This is a genomic window from Chlorobaculum sp. 24CR, assembly GCF_004118635.1.
GTDB lineage: Bacteria > Bacteroidota > Chlorobiia > Chlorobiales > Chlorobiaceae > Chlorobaculum.
In genome coordinates, this window is record NZ_SDGU01000012.1 from 13,298 (window position 1) to 34,927 (window position 21,630).

Below are 21,630 nucleotides of genomic sequence, written 5' to 3' on the forward strand. Positions count from 1 at the left end.
CGCAGCAATCACGATCCGGCGAGAACGAAGAAGCGGTCGATCTCGTCCAGATCGGCCTCGCCCAGCACGCCGGCGGCGTCACGGAGCATGAGGCGGTTCAGGATGTACTGGTATCGCGCCCGCGCCAGGCTGCGGCGGGTCTCGTACAATTTGCGGGTGGCGTCGAGCACCTCGGCGTTGGTGCGGAATCCGGCAATAAACCCTTTTTGCGTACCTTCGAGCGCGATTTCTCCCGATTTCGCCGCCTGCTCGTAGGCGCGCACCTGCACGATGCTGTTGAGCTGCGCGTTGTAATATTTCCGCACATCGGTCAGGGAGCTTCGCTCCTGAAGGTTAAGCTGCTCGCGGGCCTTGACGCGCCTCGCGTAAGCCTGCCGGATCGAGGCGCTCGTGAAGCCACCGGTATAGACCGGTACGCTCAATTGCAGGCTGACCGACCAGGTGTCGTAGATCGAGCCGATGGTGTAGTTGTTCTCGCTCACCGAGTAGCTCCGCCCGGCCCAGAGGTCAAGTTGCGGATATTTGGCTGCTTTGTTCTTGTCGATCTCCTTGCGGGCGATTTCGACCTCCTGACGCGCTGCACTGATTCTGCCGCTCTCTTCCCTGGCCATTTCGACCCACGCCTCGACGTCGCGCGGCTCCGGCCTCTGGAGCACGAGCTTCTCCGGATCGAGACGAGAGAGGCGTTCGGTATAGACGCCGGTGATGCGTTCGAGTTCGCGGCGGCTCTGCTCCAGCCCGGCGATGGCATCAGCCTGGTCGGCGACCGCAAGATCGTAGCTGGCCTGCGCCTCGTTGATCTCCGTAATGGTGCCGTATCCGTTCTCGTAGCGCTTTTTCGACTGCTCGAACTGCTCTCTGGTTGCTTCGACCTGCGCCTTGGCGAAAGCGATGTTCTCCTCGGAAAAGAGCACATTGCAGAACTGCTCGGCGGTGCGCACGATCAAGGAGGCGTGCTCGCTCCGGAACAGCGCTTCGCTCTTGGCCCTGACCGCCCGCGACTGCTTGTAGCTGGCGACGGTGGCGAGATTGAAGAGCGGCTGGCGGAGCGAGAGGCTGTGGCTCAGCGTGTTGTACCAGACGGTCGGACTCTCTCCGAGAGCTGTTGTCTGGTCTGTCTGGTTCCGCCCGCGCGAGGTCGAAGCCTTGATGTTGGGCAGGAACCCCGACCAGGCTTTGGCCACCTCCTCTTTTGCGATCTGCGTGTCGGCTTCGGAGGCGAGGTACTGCGCGTCGTATTCCAGCGCATGATCGTAAGCCTCTTTCAGGCTGAGCGGTTCCGCGCCCGATGCGGCGACCGGCAGAATGAGCGAGACCAGAACCGGAAGAGCCGAGCTGAACCGGCATCGCCATCCGGATTTGTTACGCATTTGTTTACCAATTATTCCGTTCACTCCTGTCACTCCTCCTTCATGGATGCGGCCATGCGCTGCATGAGCGGGTGCAGGATGTAGGTCAGCATGGAGCGCTCGCCGGTTTTGATCACCGCCAGCACCGGCATTCCGGCCTGAATCCGGCGGCGGCCAAGCTCCTTCATGCCTTCTGGCGTGACCGCGATGCGGGCGAGGTAGTACGATATGGCGGGCTGCGCTCCGGAAGGCGATTCTGTCAGCAAATCGCCAGACACCGATTCGAGGGTGCCGGGAATGACCAGTTGCGGCGCGTGCGCGAAGGCGGTGAAATGCAGATCGACCGTCAGGCCGGAGCGCACCCGGTCGATGAGATGCGGCGCGATTTTGGCCTCAATAAGCAGCGGCTCGCCGAAAGGCACAATGTCCATCAGCTTCTGGCCCGGCTGGATCACCGCGCCCACGGTCTGCACCTGAAGGCCGACCACCTGCCCGTCCGACGGAGAGGTGACGCGGGTGTCGGCAAGCTCCTGCGCGAGCGCTTTCGACTTCTCCGCGTCGGCTTTGACCTCGTCCTGCACCTGCGCGAGCTGCGCCTCGCTGTCGGCGCGGAACTGCACGACCTTGATTTCGAGATCTCGCTGCTGGCTCAAGGGCGCGAATCCCTCGCTGGCGAGCTGCTTCATGCCGGAGAGCTGCTGGCGAAGCAGGCTCATGATCTGCAAACGAGATTTGAGCAGCTCCCGCTGCGTTTTGACCAGCCGCCGCACCAGCACCGAATCGGGATCGGAGGTGAGGTCGGAGTGCAGCTCCATTTTCGCCGATCCGCTCTCCTCGGCGAGCAACCGGGCCTCGGTGGCGCGAAGGCCGAGATAGTGCTGGTGCACCTCGGCGTAGCGGGCTTTGGCGGTCTGGTCGTCGAGCACCATCAAGAGGTCGCCCTTGCCGACCTTCTGCCCCTCCTGCACGAGCACTTCGGTCACGGTTCCGCCAAAGCGGTGCTGCACCACCTTGCGTTTGGTGGCGATGCTCACCACCCCCTGGCACGGCACCCCCTCGTCGAGTGGGGCCAGCGAGGCCCACAGCATAAAGCCGCCGAAACCGATCACGAGAATCCAGATGCCGATCTTCACCGGGCTGCGCGTGTCGGTATGTCTGGGCTTCAGACCGTCGCGCGACGCCGGTTCGGGTTCAGATTTTTTCCGACGAAAGAGTGCTCCAAGATTCATTATGCGTTCTGTTTACCTTGTCCGTTCTGATTTTGCGGTGCTTGCTCGCCACCGCTCCTTTTGACCTGCTGCGCGTTGAGCACTTCGAGTACGCCCTCGCGTGGGCCGAAATGTTCGATTTTGCCATCCCTGAGCGCCAGCACCCTGTCCGCCGCACCGAGAATGTTCAGGCGATGAGTGATGAGAAAGACCGTTTTTCCCGACTGCTTGAGCTGGCCGACCGCCTGGGCGAGTGCTTTTTCGCCAGCGTCGTCGAGATTGGAGTTCGGCTCGTCGAGCACCAGCACCGAAGGGTTGCCGTACATCGCGCGCGCCAGACCGATGCGCTGGCGCTGGCCGCCGGAGAGCAGCGCTCCCGACTCGCCGATGGGCGAGTTGTAGCCGTTCGGAAAGCGCAGAATCGCTTCGTGAATGCCGGTGCGCTGCGCGGCTTCGATCACACGGGCCGGATCGGTGTCGCCGAAGCGCGAGATGTTTTCGGCAATGGTGCCGTCGAACAGCTCGATGTCCTGCGGCAGGTAGCCGATGTGCGGCCCCAACTCCTCGCCATTCCAGCTCCGTATCGGCTCCTCATCGTAGAGCACGTCGCCCGATACCTCCGGCCACGCGCCGACCAGGCAGCGCGCCAGCGTCGATTTGCCCGACCCCGACGGACCGACAATCGCCGTCACGGTTCCGGCGGCGAACGAAGCCTCGATGCCGTCGAGAATCGGCTCCGGCCTGCCCGGCGCGGTGGCGACAAGGCCGTCGATGCGCACGTCGCCCTGCGGCGCGGGGCGCGACGGTTTGTCCGGCGATTCCGGAAAATCGTCGAAGAGCTTCTCCAGCCGGAAAAAGGCGTCGCGCGCCTGGATGAAGGGCTTCCAGACGACGATCAAGAGGTCGAGCGGCTGCAACGCGCGGGACATGAGCACGTTGGCCGCAATCATGCCGCCGACGCTCATCTGGCCGTCGATCACCATCAGCGCGCCCGCGCCGAGCGTGAGCGACTGCATGGTGTAGCGCACGAATTTCGAGAAGGCTTGCTGCCGGTGCTGCTTGTGCTGCGCGTGGCCGTGCTGGCCGAGAGCGTCTTGGTGCAGATCGAGCCAGCGCTGGCGCAAACTGCCGGTCATCCCCATGGCGTGTACCGGCTCAATGTTGCGCAGCTTGCTGAAAAAGTAGGCGTTGCTCTCGCTGCCCGCCTTGCTGGAGCGCTCGATGTCATCGACGGTGGCCTTGTGATTGTACCAGGCCAGAACGAGCTGAATGATGCTGAAGAACACCGAGACCCAGCCGAGGAACGGATTGAGCAGAAAGATGACCGCGATGTAGATGGGCGTCCACGGCGTGTCGAAAAAGGCGAAGATGCCGTTGCCGGTCAGGAACTGGCGGATCACCGTCAGGTCGCCGATCGCTTCGGAGGGATTCGCGTTCGCCCGCTTCAGATTTTTCTCGAAGCTGGCGTTGAAGACGATGGCGTTCATCGCCTCGTCCAGCCGGACGCCGCCACGCACCAGCAGCCGCGAGCGCAGCCACTCGGCCACCACCATGATGGCGTACAGAAACACCATGAGCAGCGTGACGACGATGAGCGTCAGCTCGCTCTGCCCCTTGAGCACTCGGTCGTAGAGTTGCAGCATGTAGAGCGTCGGGGTCAGCATGAGCAGATTGGCGATCATGCTGAAAAAGCCCACCCAGAGAAACTCCTTGCGGAACGACCACAAATGGCGGGTCAGTTCGCTCCGGTCGAAAAACGGCCTCGGCTTCACGGCTGACCTCCCGGCGCGGGGTTGAGCGAAATACCTCTGGGTTGCTGCGGCTGCGGTTTTGGCGAGGTCTGCTGCTTTGGCGGCTGTTCGCCTTTGAGCGCCGAGAGCACCTGGTCCCGGGGGCCGAACTGCTTGATCTGCCCGTCAATGAGCACCAGCATGTAGCCCACGGACTGGAGAATGTTCATGCGGTGCGTCATGGCGATCACCGTCGTTCCGGCGGCTTTGAGCTGCCGGAGCGTGTCGATGAGCGCTGCGTCGCCGTCGGTGTCGAGGTTGGAGTTCGGCTCGTCGAGCACCACGAAGCGCGGCATTCCATAGACTGCGCGGGCGAGCGCGACGCGCTGCCGCTGGCCGCCGGAGAGGAACGCCCCGTCGTCGCCAACCGGCGTATCGTAGCCCTTCGGCAGGGTGGCGATGAACGCTTCGAGACCCACCATCCGACAGGCGGCCCGCACCTTGTCGGCGTCCGGCTCGCCGAAGCGGGCGACATTTTCGGCGATGGAGCCGTCGAACAGCTCGACCGCCTGCGGCAGGTAGCCGACGTGCGGCCCCAGCTCCTCCTTGTTCCAGGTAGCGATGTCGCTGCCGTCGAGCCGCACCTTGCCGCTCACCGGCGACCAGATGCCGGTCAGGAGCCGGGCCAGCGTGGTTTTGCCCGACGCCGACGGGCCGACCACGGCCAGCGAATCGCCCGGCGCGACGCGAAAGCCGATACCCTTGAGAATCTGCGCCTGGCTGCCCGGCGCTCCGGCAATCACCCCTTCAACCGAAAGCTGTCCCTTCGGCGGCGGCAATGGCATCCGCTCCTCTTCGGCGGGAAAGGCCTTCAGCATTCCGTCGAGGCGCGCGAAGGCTTCACGCGCCCCCTCGACCTGCCGCCAGTTGGCAATGATCTGCACCAGCGGCGCGAGCACCTTGCCGCCGAGAATCGAGCCGACAATCATGCCCGATCCGCCCAGATTTCCTTCCAGCGTCAGCCAGCAGCCGATGCCGAGCAGCGACGAGCTGAGCAGCGACTGCACCAGCTTGGAGAGCGATGCGTTGGCGCTCGCCGTGTCCGACGCATCGGCCTGGCTGGCGATGAACTCGCGCTGCTTTGCGAGCCACCGCTTGCGCATGTTGCCGAGCATCCCCATCGAGCGGATCACCTGCGCGTTGCGCAAGACGCTGCCCGCGTACATCTGCGAGGCGGTCGAGCCGCGGCTGGCCATCGTCATCGGCTCCTTGATGCGGCGCTCGTTGAACACGCCGATGACCACCTGAATCAGTGCGCCGATCACCGAGAACCAGCCAAGCAACGGATGCATGAGGAAAAGAATAATCAGCACCAGCAGGGCGAGCGGCGCATCCATGAAGGAGAGCGTGACCTGTGCGGCGATGGTTTCGCGGATGGTTTTGAGGTCGGCGACCACCTGCGCGGCGCTGCCGACCGGCAAATTCTTCAGGCGGGCGGCGAACGCGGTGTCGAACACGCGCCGACGCAAACGCTTGTCGAAAGCGCGCGCCGCTTCGTGCATGATGCCCGAACGCACCCATTCGAGCGCTTCGAGGATGATGTAGAGGCCGACGACCAGCACGGTCAGCATAAGCAGCGTCTGGTGATTGCGGCTGTTGACCACCCGGTCATAGACTTCGAGCATATAGCCGCTCGGCGTGAGAACGAGAATGTTGGTAACGATACTGAAAAGCAACACCCGGATAACCCACGGAGTGAGGGAGTAAAGAGCCTCTCGAACTTCGGATTTCTTTTCGGATTGAACCATTGAGCGGGAAAAAACACTTGAAAAAATGAACACAAGGCTTGTACTTGTCAGCCATGTGGTACATCGATCAATCCACAGGATCGCCTGACCCGAATATTGCTGCGCATTTCAGTTCCTCTACAGATGCACGTATAATCAAAGACGATCACAATATATACTGAGACAATGTCACAAAACCATAAAACATTGACCGAAATAAAAAGGCGATAAACGTTATGCGGAGCCTTTCCTGACCCCGCAAAAACGATACCGTATAATTGCTGATGCTTAAAAAATAATAAATGCAAGCAACCCGAGTCCGGCGACACCAGCCAGCATCTCGCCCGCACTGATTCCACCCGACGAACCGCCGGTAGCCGCCACGGCGGCATCGAGATTCATCAGGTGATAGGCGTCGTATTCATCAGTACCAAACAGAAAATGCTCAACTTCGCTTACGGTATCGGTACCGTCACGCCCTGCCTTCATATCCTGAATGGTAAAAGTCTGGGTAGTGCTGTTGTAACTGACATCGTAATCGCTCAGGCTGCCGGAGAACACCACGGTATCGCCGTCACCACCACCGCCGATGATCTTATCGTTTCCACCGAGGCCCTCAATGGTGTCATTACCGTCTCCTCCTTGAAGCCAGTTGTCATCGCTGCTACCGATAATCCGGTCAGCGTAGTCGCCTGCCTCGACATTCTCGATACCGGTCAACGTATCATAACCTATTTCAGCAGGATCATCCGAATAATCAGGCACCAGTGAATCAGTAACAGTATCAAACCATTCAAGTGATCCTGCTTCACCAGCATCAAGATTGACATAAATCCCTGCCTTTGCGCTGCCATAGACAATTGTATCAGAGTCCGTACCTCCGATATAGTGATCGTTACCATTGCCGCTTCCTCCAATAATCTCATCATCACCATCGCCGCCATCGACGCTGTCGTCACCGTCACCGCCGTAGAGGGTATCATTGCCAGCGCCACCGCTCAGAGTATCGTCTCCGCCTCCGCCGACAAAGGAGTCATCGTAGTCACCGCCGGTAAAGACCTGATTCACATTGACCGTGAACGATTCGCTGTAGATCAGATCACCGTCGGTCGATTTCACCGTCACGTCGTAGTGATCCTTATTTTCATAGTCCGGGGTCGCGCCGATAAAGTACAGCTCGTTGCCGTTCCTGATCTCGAAGCTGAGGACATCAGTGCCTTCGAGGCTCAGCACGTTGTTGTTGCTCGTTGCGTCGGGATCGGTCACCGTCAACGTGCCGATCTTTACGCCGCCACCAAACACAGTACCTTCCGTGATCGTGCTATGCGAAAGATCGATGTCGGTCGGCGCTTCGGCAACATCGGTCACATTCACCGTGAACGCTTCGCTGTACTCCAGCACACCGTCGGTCGATTTAACCGACACGTCGTAGTGATCCTTCGTTTCAAAATCCGGGCTGGCCCCGATAAAGTACAGGTCGCTGCCCCTGATCTCGAAACTGGCCGCATCCGTACCTTCGAGGCTCAGCACGTTGTTGTTGCCCGTTGCGTCGGTATCGGTCACCGTCAGCGTGCCGATCAGCACGCCATCGCTGACCACCGTGTTCTCGGCTATCGTGTTCAACGACAACGTAAGGTCAGTCGGCGCTTCGTTCACATCCGTGACGTTCACCGTGAAGTCTTCGCTGTACTCAAGGTCGCCATCGGTTGACTTCACCGTCACGTCGTAGTGATCCTTCGTTTCAAAATCCTGACTGGCTCCGACATAGTACAACTCATTGCTGTTCCTGATCTCGAAGCTCGCCGCATCGTCGCCTTCGAGGCTCAACTCGTTGTCGTTGCCCGTTGCATCGGAATCGGTCACCGTCAAGGTGCCGATCAGCACGCCAGCACCAACCTCAGTATTCTCGTCTATCGTGTTCGACGACAGCTCGATGCCGGTCGGCGCTTCGTTGACATTCGTGACATTCACCGTGAACGCTTCGCTGTATGTCAGACTGCCATCGGTCGATTTCACGGTCACATCGTAGTGATCTTTCGCTTCGTAGTTCGGACTGGCTCCGATATAGTACAGATCGTTGCCCCTGATCTCAAAATTTCCGGCATCAGTGCCGTCCAAGCTCAGCACGTTGTCATTGCCGCTCGCATCTGGATCGGTCACTGTCAGCGTGCCGATCAGAACGCCGGTTCCGACCACCGTGTTCTCGTCTATCGTGTTCGATGACAACCCGATACCGGTCGGCGCTTCGTTGACATTCGTGACATTCACCGTGAACTCTTCGCTGTACTCCAGATCGCCGTCAGTAGATTTCACCGTCACGTCGTAGTGATCCTTGGTCTCGTAATCCGGACTGGCTCCGATATAGTACAGCTCATCTCCGTTCCTGATCTCGAAATCACCCGAATCCGTGCCTTCGAGGCTCAGCGCGTTGTTGTTGCCTGTCGCATCGGGGTCGGTTACCGTCAATGTGCCGATCAGGACGCCATCACCGATCTCAGTGTTTTCGGCTATCGTGTTCGATGAGAGTTCGATACCGGTCGGCGCGTCGTTGACCGCAACGACATCGACCGTTACCGCCACAGGGTCAGTCGACTGATCGCCGTAATTATCCAGAGCCGTCACCGTAAACGCCTCCCGTTCTCCGTTGTCATTGGCGGCAGGAGTCCAGTAGGCGTTGTGCGCGGCATCGACGGTATCGTTCATGCCAGCGACAAACGCTGTCGCCGTTCCGGCATTTGCGCCAATGAGCAGGGTTCCTGAAGTGACGGCCTTGACAACAAATGCAGTAACAGAACCACCCTCATCTTCATCAGCCTCATCGCCTTTCGCGGCGAGGTCAGCAAAAGTGATCTCCTGTTGGGTATCCTCCTGTGTTTCGGCAACCACTCCGTCGAAACCGGTGAGTGTTGGTGGATTGTTGTCAACCAGATCGAGCGTCAGAGTAGCTGTCCCGCTCTCAAGACCAGCCTGATCGAAAACAGAGAAGGTCAGTTCAGCATTGTCATCCGCATTCTGACCAGCCGCCGGAGTATATTTCAGATCGCCCGCGTCAATCCGGGCTTTGTCGATTTCCTCGTCCGCATTAACGTCAACTCCATTGAGCATCAACTCGCCCCGGTCAGGCAGGATCGCAATCTTTACGCTCAAGAGGCTGTCGCCCACATCCGGATCGTTGAAGTTGAAGTCAGCGACACTGAGAGTTTTTTCACGTCCGACGGTCACGTTCACCGTGCTGTTGCTTGCAGAAGGCGCTTCATTCACATCCGTGACATTTACGGTAAAGTCTTCGCAGTAGGTCAGATCGCCGTCGGTCGATTTAACCGACACGTCGTAGTGATCCTTTGTCTCGTAATCCGGGCTGTCGCCGATAAAGAAAAGCTCGTTGTCGTTCCTGATCTCGAAATCACCGGAATCCGTACCTTCGAGGCTCAACTCGTTGTCGTTGTCGCTCGCATCCGAATCGGTCACTGCCAGCGTGCCGATCAGAACGCCGGTTCCGACTTCCGTGTTCTCGGCTATCGTGTTCGAGGAGAGCTCGATGCCGGTCGGCGCTTCGTTCACATTCGTGACATTCACCGTGAAGTCTTCGCTGTACTCCAGATCGCCGTCAGTCGATTTCACCGTCACGTCGTAGTGATCCTTGGTCTCGTAATCCGGACTGGCTCCGACATAGTACAACTCATTGCCGTTCCTGATTTCGAAATCACCGGAATCCGTGCCTTCGAGGCTCAGTACGTTGTTGTTGTCGCTCGCATCCGGATCGGTCACTGCCAGCGTGCCGATCAGCACGCCGGTTCCAACCTCAATATTCTCGGCTATCGTGTTCGACGAGAGTGCAATGTCGGTCGGCGCTTCGGCAACGTCGGTCACGTTGACTGTGAACGCTTCGCTGTACTCCAGATCGCCGTCGGTTGACTTCACCGTCACGTCGTAGTGATCCTTTGTCTCGTAATCCGGGCTGGCTCCGACAAAGTACAACTCATCTCCGTTCCTGATCTCGAAATCTCCTGCATCGTCGCCTTCGAGGCTCAGTACGTTGTCGTTGCCCGTCGCATCGGGGTCGGTCACTGCCAGCGTGCCGATCAGAACGCCGGTTCCGACTTCCGTGTTCTCGGCTATCGTGTTCGATGACAACCCGATGCCGGTCGGCGTTTCGTTCACGTCGGTCACGTTAACCGTGAACGCTTCGCTGTACTCCAGATCGCCGTCGATTGACTTCACCGTCACATCGTAGTGATCCTTTGTCTCGAAATCCGGGCTGGCTCCGACAAAGTACAACTCACCTCCGTTCCTGATTTCGAAATCACCTGCATCGTCGCCTTCGAGGCTCAGTACGTTGTTGTTGCCGGTCGCATCCGGATCGGTCACGGTCAACGTGCCGATCAGCACGCCGCCACCGACCACCGTGTTTTCGGCTATCGTATTCGATGACAACCCGATGCCGGTCGGTGCTTCGGCAACGTCATTGACGCTCACCGTCACTTCTTTGGTATCGGTCAGACTGCCATCATCAGTCGCGACAACCTCGATGGCGTATTCGTTTTTGACCTCGAAGTCAGGCGACTGGTTCAGGGTAACGTCACCGGAATCCGGATCGATGGTGAACGATGCGGCATCGGTGCCTTGGAGGCTGTAGCTCACATGGTCGCCAGCATCGGGATCGGTAGCGATGGCGGTGTAGATGAGCGTCGATGGATCGGCGTTTTCGTCAACAGCTGCGGTCAAGTCGGAGGTGATGGTCGGCGCGTCGTTGGTGTTTTCAACCGGATCGGTCGGGTCGCTCGAAACGCTTTCGTCCAGCCCCTCGCCATCCTGATAACTGGCAACGACCGTGATCGTTTTGCCGACAAGCGCTTCATCAGCAAGCTCTAATGTGTCGCCTGTCGCATCGGGAATATTTTCGCCGTCAGCTTGCCACTGATAGGTGACTTCGCCATTGCCATCCGGATCGTCAAGCGTGTTGTGAGCCGTTAACGTTTCATACTGTTCCGCATCTCCGGTGATGGTCACGTCACCACTGGGGGCGTAGTTTTCGGTCATGATGAGACCGACAACCCGGTCGTCGCCATCAAGCGCCAGACGCCCTTCCTGCTCATCGGTCACGTCACCAGAATCAGAAAGCTGATAGCGAGTGAAGGTGTTGTCATCGTTATAGACAATAATACCCCACTGGCTGCCGTTGGAAAATTCATACCTGTTGGGCATTCCGCCGCCGTCATCGTCATACAGGTTGACCTGGAACTGGCCGCCTTCGCCATCATCGACCGTGACCGAACCGGCATAGGTCGCCTCATCGTGCAAAGCGCCGTCATCGTACAGGTCAAGAACAGTCTGACGATCGTTCGACTCTTCGACGGGGGTTCCGTCAAGGTTGATCGTGAGATTGGGATCGTTCAGGCCGTAATAGATGCCTGTGAGATGACCGAGGTCAAGTGCAGCTTCATCGGAAGTATCATCACTTGACCATATTGCCGTATAGGTTTCTGTGACTGAAGTTTCCGTATCGAAAAGCACTAAAACTCCAGATGCTCCCGCAGCTATCGTAAATTGAAGCGTCACCAACAAACCGTCGCTTTCAAAATAGACCGGCTCCGACTCTCCGGAAAAAACGTTTTGCGGAGCTGTTGCAAGAAAATAAAGGTTATTGGTTGTGCCGGATACGATACCTGCAACTGATGCACTCCATGCTATAGGCGCAAGAACAATTTTGCTGATCGTTGCATCCGCGGTATCGTAAAGGAATGATGTATTCAAGACATTGACCGTCGTTCCACCTTTGATCCATACTTCAACGTTCAGTTTACCAGCAACAATCTCCGGGTGAAGTTCAAGAACCGGATCGGTGATTTCAGCAACAAGAGTGTGTGCATAGGCAAGCGCTTCCGTAAAAGGAACCGGTACCGTTAGCATTTCATGCGAACAAACATCCGGGACCCAGTTGCCACCAAGTTTCCGAGCGCCGACAAGACCACTGAAAGCCGTCACCTGTACACCGAACAACTCCGAAACCTCTTGCACAAACTGACGTCCAGCTTCTCCCTGCGCGGTCTTGCATGACCAGAAATGCAATGAAGGCATCGCGTTTCCTCCAGCTCCTGTAATGATAGCAAGAGTGCGAAAATCCTCGATTCGCAAATTTCTCGATCCAAAGCAAATTGATCCCGGAGCACCGTGAGCGAGCAGATGAATAGCATCAAATCCTTCACTGACGGCTTCAGCGAGAACGGCAATGACATTTTTTGCTGAATCTGCTGTCCAAACCTCAACTCCCGACCTCAAGTCGTCAAGAAGCATACCGGAATCGGCAATATCTGGATCGGCAATGACAAGTTCACGCCTTTTTTGATTCCGTGATTCAAAAGCAACTGAAAAAGCCCTTTCATCTACCATGATGTCGCACGTGGAAGCTGAAGCCCTTCTATTCATAAAGATTCTCCGATATAAAAATTGATATTTCAGATATGTATTTCTAGCAACAGGCCAATCTCAACAGTTTCGAGTGTCAAGCCGAAAGCGCCGGTGCAACCCAGCTTCCATCAACGTCGCCCATAAGAATGCCAACCAACTGAACATTCTGATCCTGATCAAGCGTTACATCAACCTCAGCCTCCGGCCATAAAACCGAGCTTCGTGACATCGCTTGCTCACCAACACTATCCGAAACGAAATTCCACTCGTCTTCCCGAATGATGCCAAATGACATCTTCAGAATAGTAAGAGCATCAACGACCTGCACTGCGCCGTTCTGATCCACATCCGCCGCAAGGTATTGGTACGACGATATGGCCCCTCCACCATTCGGATTAATACCAAAAGACATTTTCAGTGCCGCCAAAGCATCGGCTACTTTTACTGCCGAACCGTCAGCAGTTGCATCTTTGCTCGCTTCAAGGCTGTAGTCGCCTTCGATGAGATCGTCGAACCTTGCCTCTCCACCACCGAGCTCTTCGCCTGCCGATTCCTGATCGTTGCCGGTGTCGGTCATCGTGCTGGTCACTCCGTTGATTGCAGCTCCTCCGTTCCAGTAAGTCACCGCCACCGTGCAGTCGTGGTTTTCGGCTGCATGTTGGTCACCTCCGGCAAAGAGGAAAAATTCCGAATTCCTGATGGTATCGACCTCGCCGATGAATGATGCGACAAACTCCCCATCGACCTTTTCTGTCACCGTCCAGTCCCCTGTATCGTGATCGTAAAAGTAGAGGTAATCGGAATAGCTGCCACTGAACTCGACAACATCGGTGCCATCACCGCCGTCGATGGTGTCGCTCCCCGCATCGTCATCGACTGTATGCGATCCATCGCCGGAATCAACCGTCACACTGCCGCCAGCAATGGTGTCGTCACCCGTACCACCATACAGGCTGTCATTTCCATCACCACCAAAAACAAGATCGTTACCGTCATCTCCATAGAGCACATCGTCCCCACCAAGGGAGCCAACGCTATCATTACCTGCACCACCATGAGTAGTGTCGTCGTCATCGCCAAGAATGATGAACTGCGAGCCGCCATCGGCCACGGTAATGTTGCTGCCCTCGCCGCCGGAATAATAGCCGGGACCGATAATGATGGCAAAGCCGACGTTGTTCAGATTGATTGCCGTGCCGCGCGGCAACTGGCTCGCGTCGATCACCAGCACGCCATCGCCGTCATCTCCACCATCAATCGAAATCACATCACCTTCATCACCGCCGGTCAGCGTGAGCGCGTGAGCTGCCGGAGCATCGGGATGATCGTTTACATACTGGTTGATCTGTTCCTGAATCAGCTCCTGACTTTCAATGACCTCCTCGTTATCACTGCTTTCAACAAAAGCGGCCAACTGCTCTCCAGTGGTGGTACCTGCATCAAGTGACCGACTCTGGCCGGTTACGGTCGTACCGTTCAGAGTGACCGTAGAGCCACCAACCTCGGTATCACCATCTGTCAACTCTTCGACCTGCTCCACATAAACCGTGAGCGTATAGGCCGAAGCGCTGGTCAACCCCCCGCCGCTCACCTTGAACTGGAACGTTGTCGAAGCCACGCCGATAACCGGAGTGTAGGTCAGCTTGTCTGCCTCGATATCCGAACGGCTGATAACCTGATCCACGATAAGATCGACGCCATCGAGTTTCAGCGTGCCGGTTGCAGGCAGTGCGGTGATCGTCACGGAACTCAGCGGGTCGCCCTCGGCATCGCGATAGCGTCCGAAATCGGTGAGCCTGAGCTCCTTGTCGGCGTTATCGGGAATCGTCACGCTGTCGTTCGAGCTGGTCGGCGCATCATCGACGCCATCGATGGTGATGGTAGCTGTCTGCGCCACCTCGCCGCCATTGCCGTCCGAAATCGTGTAGTTGACCTCGATGGTTCTCGAGTCGCCGTCATCGAGATCGTTGAATCCGGAGTTTGCCGGATCGACCGTGAGCGTCGCGCCACTGAGCGTCAGCCCTGCCGGAACGGTGGAACTCGCCGTTCCGCTATCAACCGAGTATGTCGCATCGGTGACGCTGAGCAAATCACCATCGGGATCGGTCGCGCAGTTGAGAAGATTCAGAGGAGTAGCACCGTCGCCTTCGGTTGCCTCAAACTCCACCGGAGCACCGGGGGTGGGCGCATGGTTCGATCCGGTCACGGTAATCATCAGTTCCGCTTCCGAAGAGTTGCCGTGACCATCGCTGATGGTGTAATCGATACTGAGCGTCGTGGTTTCGCCGGATGCCAGATAGTCGAATGCCGTTCCCGGATCGAAAACATACGAGCCATCGGCAGATATCGTAATGGTTCCGTCAGGCACATAATCCTGAGTCTCCGGGTCATAGACATAGTTCCACGCAAAAGTATATCCGACTCCGCCGTCCCATCCCCAGACTTCGCTGACGACCAGCGTATCACCACCATCCGGATCGGTATCGTTGGCCAGAACGCCATCTGCCGCATCGACATGCAGCGGCGTCTTGTTATCGGTAGCGCCGAAATCGTCAGAAGCAACAGGCGGCAGGTTCAGGCCGGTCAGGGTCGCGCCGTCGATATTGAGCAGAAAATCATACAGATCAAGCTCATCCTTCTCGCCATCATCGTTGATGTCTTGAATATTGCCATCAGCCTCGAACAGATCGAGAATATCGACATGCTGCCCGGTGAACGAGTAGGTGGCGTTGTACGGCTGCTCCTCTTCGTCGGTACCCTCGGCATGAATGGTCAATTCGGTGACATAGCCGCCGACGATAAGCCCGTTCTGACCAATCTGCACGTCACCTTGATATGCAAACGAAGCTCCGGCAAGCTGCGCGGTAAGCGAGTAGAGCGAACCGGCCACATACCCGGTATCGAGATCGCCGTGATAGGTGAAGTCACCGGTATAGGTGAAGAAATTGTCCGATTCCGAAACACTGAAGTGGGTAAAGCTGCTCCCGTCGATTGAAATGTCGCCGTCGGCATTCTGACTGAAATGAATATCGCCGCCCAACGAGAGGGTGTACTTTGCTGGAGCTGTCAGATATTCTATCGTCAAATGGGACAGCGTTCCGTTTACGAGAGCGCCGCCATCGTAGGAGAAATCAATCGGCCCCTCAGCAGTTATGCTCAGGTCAGAGGTCGTTAAGGCAAACGAATCGAAGGTGCCGCCAAAGAAGTTTACCGGATCATCGATACTGGCATCGAAATCGATTTTGACACCAGTACCGCCATTACCGGAGGCCTGAAGATCAAGCTCGAAGTCGGAAGCGGAACTGGTTCTGGAAAAGTTGATACGGTTGATATAGACCGTTCCGACGGCGTCACTGCCGCCGAAGAGCTTATCGACCCCCGTGCCGTAAAGCGACAAAGTCATATCGCCCCCGGCATGGGAATACACTCCGGTGTACTGTGATGAGATGTTGGTCACCACTCTCGGCGCGACGGAGGTGGCCGCCTTGATTTCGTCGAACAGTTCCGCAAGATTTTCGGCCATGGCCCAGGATGCATCCCTGAAATCGGGAGCCAGATCGTAATCGATATAATCGACCAACCCGTTGCCAACGGTCTCGGCCAGCTCGTACAACCCTATCGTGCTCTCAACGCTCATTATCAATGGATTTTATATTGGGGAAATCACAGGAAGTCGAAGCAACTTGCCTCTCCTTCCGCGCTCTTGACGCACAATCGAAAGAGAACTAAAAATCGAGTCCGGCGTACAACTGGTAGCCGTGAATCTCGTAGGAGCCTTTTATTTCATGGTCGTCCTCGTGGATACGGACATTCCGGTCGCTAAAGCGATACCCCGCACCCAAAAAGAACCGCTCGGTCAATTGATACTCGGCCACGGCGCTAAACTCGATCAGCTTGCCCTCGACATCGCCGAGTGGAACGCTCATCCACTCGGACGAAAATCGATACGTGAGCGGGCCTTTCGTCCGGTACTCGGCAAACACCCCGACCGAAGGAGCCACGACCAGATAATCGAAATGATCGTACCCCACCATCGACATGAGCAACTTCGACAGATCGGCATTCATTGATACCTGCATCGCCTGCACCGAAACCGATGCGCCCAGGCTGAATGGTTCCGGCTGCCAGAGCGCACGCGAGTAGGTCAGCTTCAGCGTTCTTACATCGATCTCCAGAGGATCGCGGGGAGACGGGTAGAGATAAAAAAAGCCTAATTTTACCCGCCCGGTACCATGCACTTTTCCATCGGTACCGTCGGTGATGTACGCCAGCTCGATGTTCGAATCATCGGTCAGCTCCCGTTGCAGCGAAACAAACGAAAACGCTGTCAGCGGTCTGTCGCGATTGCTGTTCCAGCCCTTCACCTCGTCAGGATCGACCGGCGTGTACAGGAAATCCGGATTCTGGTGCGCCACCTGCATTCCGGCCCGCAGATGCCAGCGATACCGGTCGCTTTTTCGCGCCGCCAGCGCCTCGTCGGCCAAAGCCGTGACGTGAAAGCAGAGCAGGCTTACGCAAAAAATCCAAAGAACAAGAGCTATGCCGAGACTGCGCTTCATTCCGGAAACCTGAACCCTCCTGAGAACAACCATGCTTTGTTCATGCAGCCTTGTCATCCAAGCCATACATCATACAGGCAAGAGTCTGCCTGAAGCGCTGAAAGCTGCGTCAGAAAAACTCAGAGCTATTGAAGCGACGACGAATGGTAAAAACCTGGAGAAAAAACCTGTTAGCGCAGATTTGACGGCAACGGGCAAGCAGAGCATGAAAAAGTATTTTGCCATGAATTCAGAATGAAACGCAACGAAATAAACAAATTATATGTAATATTTTTTACGAATATTTTCTTTTGAAGAGCAAAATATACGACTCTATTGCGTTAAAAAAAACAGACGCAATATCTTTTTTCATGCTCTTGACAATAAGAGCAAACCGCACCTGTAAACATTATAGACCATCGAGTGACTGACCGGCTGCAACGCACACATTGCTTCTGTACGGATCGTGATCTTCATTGAATTTTTATTGACATAATCCGAACAGAAGCGTACCGTGCGAGCAGTTCGTCACCACCAGGTCAGCTCAACGTTGCCCAGCAGCACGCCCACCATATCGATCACCGTATCCTCGCCGAGCGTCACCGGCCAGCTTGTCTTATCGCTCGACATCTCTTCGTAGCTAACGCTCTCCGGTACGAAAACCCACTCCGGCTCCGGAGCATCTTCTCGACCCAGCGCCATTTTGAGAATGCCAAGCGTATCGCGGAAGCCGACCGTGCCGTCGCGGTCGATGTCGGCGGCCAGATACTGGTACGGCGATTCCGCTGTTCCGCCCAGAGCGAGTTCGAACGCGGCTTCGGCATCATCTTCCGTGATCAGAAAATCGTTTTCATCCGCATCGGCAGCTCTTGTCGCCGTCAGCGTGTACTCTCCCTCTTCGAGAGCGCCGAAATCGTACTCGCCTCCACCCAGGGACTGACCGGGAGTTTCATTCGATGACTCACCGGTCATCATGACCGTCACGTCCGGGATTCCCCAAGCAAATGGCCAATAGTAAACATTCACTGCGAAATCATAGCTGTCCGGTTCATCTTTCAGGCTGATCACAAGGTCTGCCGTCTGGTCGTGAGTCGTATCGCCGTCGGTGACTCGAACAGTGAGGTCGAAGGTATCTGACAAGTCTGCGGACTGGATATAGGTCGCACCCGCTTCGGTCAGGCTGATCTGGCCCGTTTCGGCGTCGATGGCGAAGAGCGGATTGTCCGAATCGTCCGTCGGCGGATTGTCGAGCGTAAATACCAGCAGGTTGCCGTCGGCGTCGGTGGCGTCCGCATCGGCTCCGGCGACCATTCCGGCAAGCTTGTGGTTGTAGATCGTGAGTTCCGCGTTGTCGAGCGAAAGCTCCGGCGCGGCATTGTTACCATTTTCAACATGGTCAACGCCGTCGAACCAGATACCGGTAGGCTCGTAATAATATGGATCAAACTCTAAAGCTCCGGTATAGAACGAAGCGCCAACGACCTGAAGCGTGTCGGGCTGGTCATCATCATTGGTGTCGAGCAAAGCTATTTGCTGCATGGTTGACAACCCGTTTTCGGTCACTCTGGCGTAATCGGGCGAACCGTCGCCATCGAGATCGAGCAGCGAGCCGCTCAGGGAAACGTCATCAGCCGCGAACTCGAAGGTCGCTACAACGCCATCGGCACCGCGCAACTGCCAGACCAGATTGACGCCAACGCCTTCCTCGATGTAAAAGCCGTCCGGCTTGCCATCATCATTGTCATCGCCCATCAGCGGCACGTCATCGGCGCTGCGAATTTCCGCTTGCCATGCATCCGGACTCCAGTCATCGTTCGTGTCAATAGCCGTAAAGGTTCCGGTCTCGACGCGCTCATGGCCATCCTCCTGATCGATCCAGGTCAGTTCGCCATACATGGTATTGAAGTCATCATCGTAATCTTCGTACAGCTCGAACTGGAAATGGTCGTCACCACCCCAGTAAACCAGACCTTTCCAATAATAGCCGTAGTACATCGGGTAGTACCGGGCGGGGTGATCCGCATCTTCCACACTCGCCACGTAATCGGTGAATGATCCGGCATCATTACCGGCCAGATCCTGAATGGCATCGGCATCGTTGCTGGCGCTCGGATCGGCGTAGGAGACGCTTACCGAATCGCCCGTTTGAATGGAAGAATCGAGAGAAAGCACGACATCGCTGCCGCTCACCTCGATTGAATTGACATCGACATCGGAACCGTTGACCTGCACGGTAAACCAGTTCGCGCCCGCCTTGTATGCCGAATCGAGCGTCTCGTCATAGTGCAGCGTCACCGTGTTGCCGCTGGCCACCGCTCTGGTCAGCGATGGTGGGGCGGTGTCGGTTGTCAGATGCCAGAAGTTATCGATATCAGAATCCAGAGAGACCTGATCGCCAACAAAACGGAAATGTTCAACATCCTGGATATGGAAAGAATGGCCGTCGATACTTACGGTTATTTCATTTGGTGAAGTTCTGACAAATTCACCGATCCGTGCGTCGCCGCCCCCCTCAACAGGCGTTCCGTAAAGCTCATACGCCGAGCCATTGTCCTGAAGGCTAAAGCCGGAATACTCAGTTCCAAAATCGAGCTGAAGGGTATCGTCACCGTAGTTGCCCCAAACCTGGAACAGGTCATCGAACTCATCGTCATCGACTGAAACCACAATTTCGTCATCCCAGGGCGAGGCGTTAATATATCCGCTGTCGTTCATCTCCTGATTGCTGACGGAAAGCTCCCAGTTGTAAGCGACGCGCAACACCTCGCCATTCGTGAATTGGACGGAAGAGACCGGATTCCCGTCATCATCAAGCTGCTCGACAAGGAGAACGTTCTCGCCATCAAGCCTTGTCACCGAGTAACGATCCTTCCCGTCAACCGAGGAAGAGAGATAATAGATGCCGCCATTGACACTTGTTGACACGTAGCCATCCGATTCGTTCCAGGGCAGGTAAAGCGTATCGTGCCCCTCGCCGCCATCGACCGTATCGTCTCCGCCCGACCACTCGATGAAGTCGGAATCATTTCCGGCATCCATTGAATCTTCGCCCGGCGTACCGAAAAGCCAGTCACGGTCGCCCGAGCCATCGAAGGAACTCACATGGAAGCTTGAAAAATGGAGGTTATCGCCACTCTCCCCATCGAGCTTCCATCCCCGCATATTCCCCTCATCGAGAAGGCCGTCAGGCACTTCGATCCGGAGCATCGAGAACCATTCGAGGTTCAGTTCATAATGAGCGTCATCAACATCATCGCCTGAAAGGGGAAGCGAAAGCATCGAACCCTCTGCCGAAAGCGACGAGACCGGTATCACAACAGTTTCACGCACGCCGTCGGGAGTGATGTGGGTTATCGTGGCATCACCCGTGTCGGGAATCGTCACGCCGTCCACGCCGGAGTCAAAAAACAGTTGGTCGTTATCGAAATAGACGTTATCACCATCTTCGCCCGATTTCGGAACCAGCAGGGTGACCGGATTGCCGTCGCCATCGAACTCCATCATACCGCTGAAAAGTCGATCCGAATCTTCGGTCTCGACGACCACCGCCCATGCTGAAACCGGATTATCCGAATCGAATTGCCAGCTCGCGCCCGGAATATCGAACAGCTCCGAACCGTCACTGCCTTCATACCTGACCTGATCGGGAATCCCGTCGCCGTTGTTGTCGATAAAGCTCAGTTGCGCTTCATCGCCATCGACAGAAAAAGATGCCGTGGCGACAACGCTATCGACGACGGTCTCGGCCCATTCTATAGAGATGGAACCGCCATCGACGATGAGTGTGTGAGGCTTGTGATCTGCATCATGATCGCCAAATTGCAGGTACTCGATACGATGCGCCGTCCAGTTAGTGTCGTCACTCCAGGTGATGTAATAGTCGTCCGGATCATCATCGCCATCTTCAAAAACCCTGAGAAAATCGATCTCGCCGTCACCATCGAGATCGGATACATATCCAGAGTCGGAATCGACGGAAAAAGTAGCAACTATAGTGTCATCGGGATTGGTATCCTCAACCAGCTCGACCGAAAAATATCCTGACGGCTCTTCGTATTCGGCGAGCGTATGCGCGTAAGCTGGCGTACCGACAAACGGAGCCGTAACGCCATCAGAGGCGACAAGCACATCCGGCGTCCAGCTTCCGCCGAGCTGTTTCGCTCCGACCAGCCCGGAGAACGCCGTCACCGCCGTGCTGAACAGTTTTGCGATTCCATCGACGAAGCGGCGTCCCTCTGTCCCCGCGCCGGTCATGCACGACCAGAAGTGCATCGATGGCGCTCCGCCGTCGCGTCCGCGAGCGAGCGCGGTGAACTCGTCGAGGCCGAGCGACCGCGAACCGAAATTTATCGAACCGGCAGCTCCGTGGCCGAGCAAATGCAGGCGCTCGACGCCGGAGCGCAAGGCCGACCGGAGCATCTGCCGGACATCGGAACCCGCATCGACGCGCCACACCTCGGTGCCGGGCGCGGCGGCGACAAGCAGTTGTTCGATGTCGGTTACGGAAGCGTCGGCGATCAGTAGATCACGAAAGTGGGGTGATGATGTACTCATGGATATTCTGGGGGAGAAAATTCACAAACACCCTTTCCGGGCAAACAGGCATCACT

General features: G+C 56.6%; 9 protein-coding genes. 1 reads left to right on the forward strand and 8 read right to left on the reverse strand.

Annotation, left to right across the window (positions count from 1 at the left end; translation table 11 throughout):
- Positions 1-8: 8 nt before the first annotated feature.
- From EST62_RS02770 to EST62_RS02800, 7 genes are all read right to left on the reverse strand, one after another.
- Entirely contained in the window at positions 9-1,370 is a 1,362-nt protein-coding gene (locus tag EST62_RS02770; RefSeq protein WP_129050579.1) for a TolC family outer membrane protein, read from the reverse strand.
- Positions 1,371-1,399: 29 nt separating this feature from the next.
- Entirely contained in the window at positions 1,400-2,578 is a 1,179-nt protein-coding gene (locus tag EST62_RS02775; protein ID WP_129050580.1) for an HlyD family efflux transporter periplasmic adaptor subunit, read from the reverse strand.
- The gene (locus EST62_RS02780; RefSeq protein ID WP_129050581.1) at positions 2,578-4,329 is read right to left on the reverse strand and encodes a type I secretion system permease/ATPase; all 1,752 of its coding nucleotides are present in this window, start codon (positions 4,327-4,329) and stop codon (positions 2,578-2,580) included. The genes EST62_RS02775 and EST62_RS02780 overlap by 1 nt, the downstream gene beginning before the upstream one ends.
- Entirely contained in the window at positions 4,326-6,095 is a 1,770-nt protein-coding gene (locus EST62_RS02785) for a type I secretion system permease/ATPase (protein WP_129050582.1), read from the reverse strand. The genes EST62_RS02780 and EST62_RS02785 overlap by 4 nt, the downstream gene beginning before the upstream one ends.
- A 267-nt stretch (positions 6,096-6,362) precedes the next feature.
- On the reverse strand, positions 6,363-12,464 hold the full coding sequence (locus EST62_RS02790) for a cadherin domain-containing protein (protein WP_167599140.1): 6,102 nt from the start codon (positions 12,462-12,464) through the stop codon (positions 6,363-6,365).
- Between the two features lie 112 nt (positions 12,465-12,576).
- Positions 12,577-16,119: a cadherin-like domain-containing protein gene (locus EST62_RS02795; protein WP_129050584.1), complete on the reverse strand. Its 3,543-nt coding sequence runs from the start codon at positions 16,117-16,119 to the stop codon at positions 12,577-12,579.
- 88 nt (positions 16,120-16,207) lie between these two features.
- On the reverse strand, positions 16,208-17,041 hold the full coding sequence (locus EST62_RS02800; protein WP_167599141.1) for a hypothetical protein: 834 nt from the start codon (positions 17,039-17,041) through the stop codon (positions 16,208-16,210).
- Between the two features lie 31 nt (positions 17,042-17,072).
- Between EST62_RS02800 and EST62_RS02805 the strand changes: the two genes are divergently transcribed.
- Complete coding sequence (locus EST62_RS02805) at positions 17,073-17,279, forward strand: hypothetical protein (protein WP_129050586.1); 207 nt, start codon at positions 17,073-17,075, stop codon at positions 17,277-17,279.
- Positions 17,280-17,548: 269 nt separating this feature from the next.
- On the opposite strand, the gene EST62_RS02810 is transcribed toward EST62_RS02805, so the two are convergent.
- Positions 17,549-21,574, reverse strand: a complete 4,026-nt coding sequence (locus EST62_RS02810; RefSeq protein WP_129050587.1) for a DUF4347 domain-containing protein — start codon at positions 21,572-21,574, stop codon at positions 17,549-17,551.
- Between the last annotated feature and the right edge of the window lie 56 nt (positions 21,575-21,630).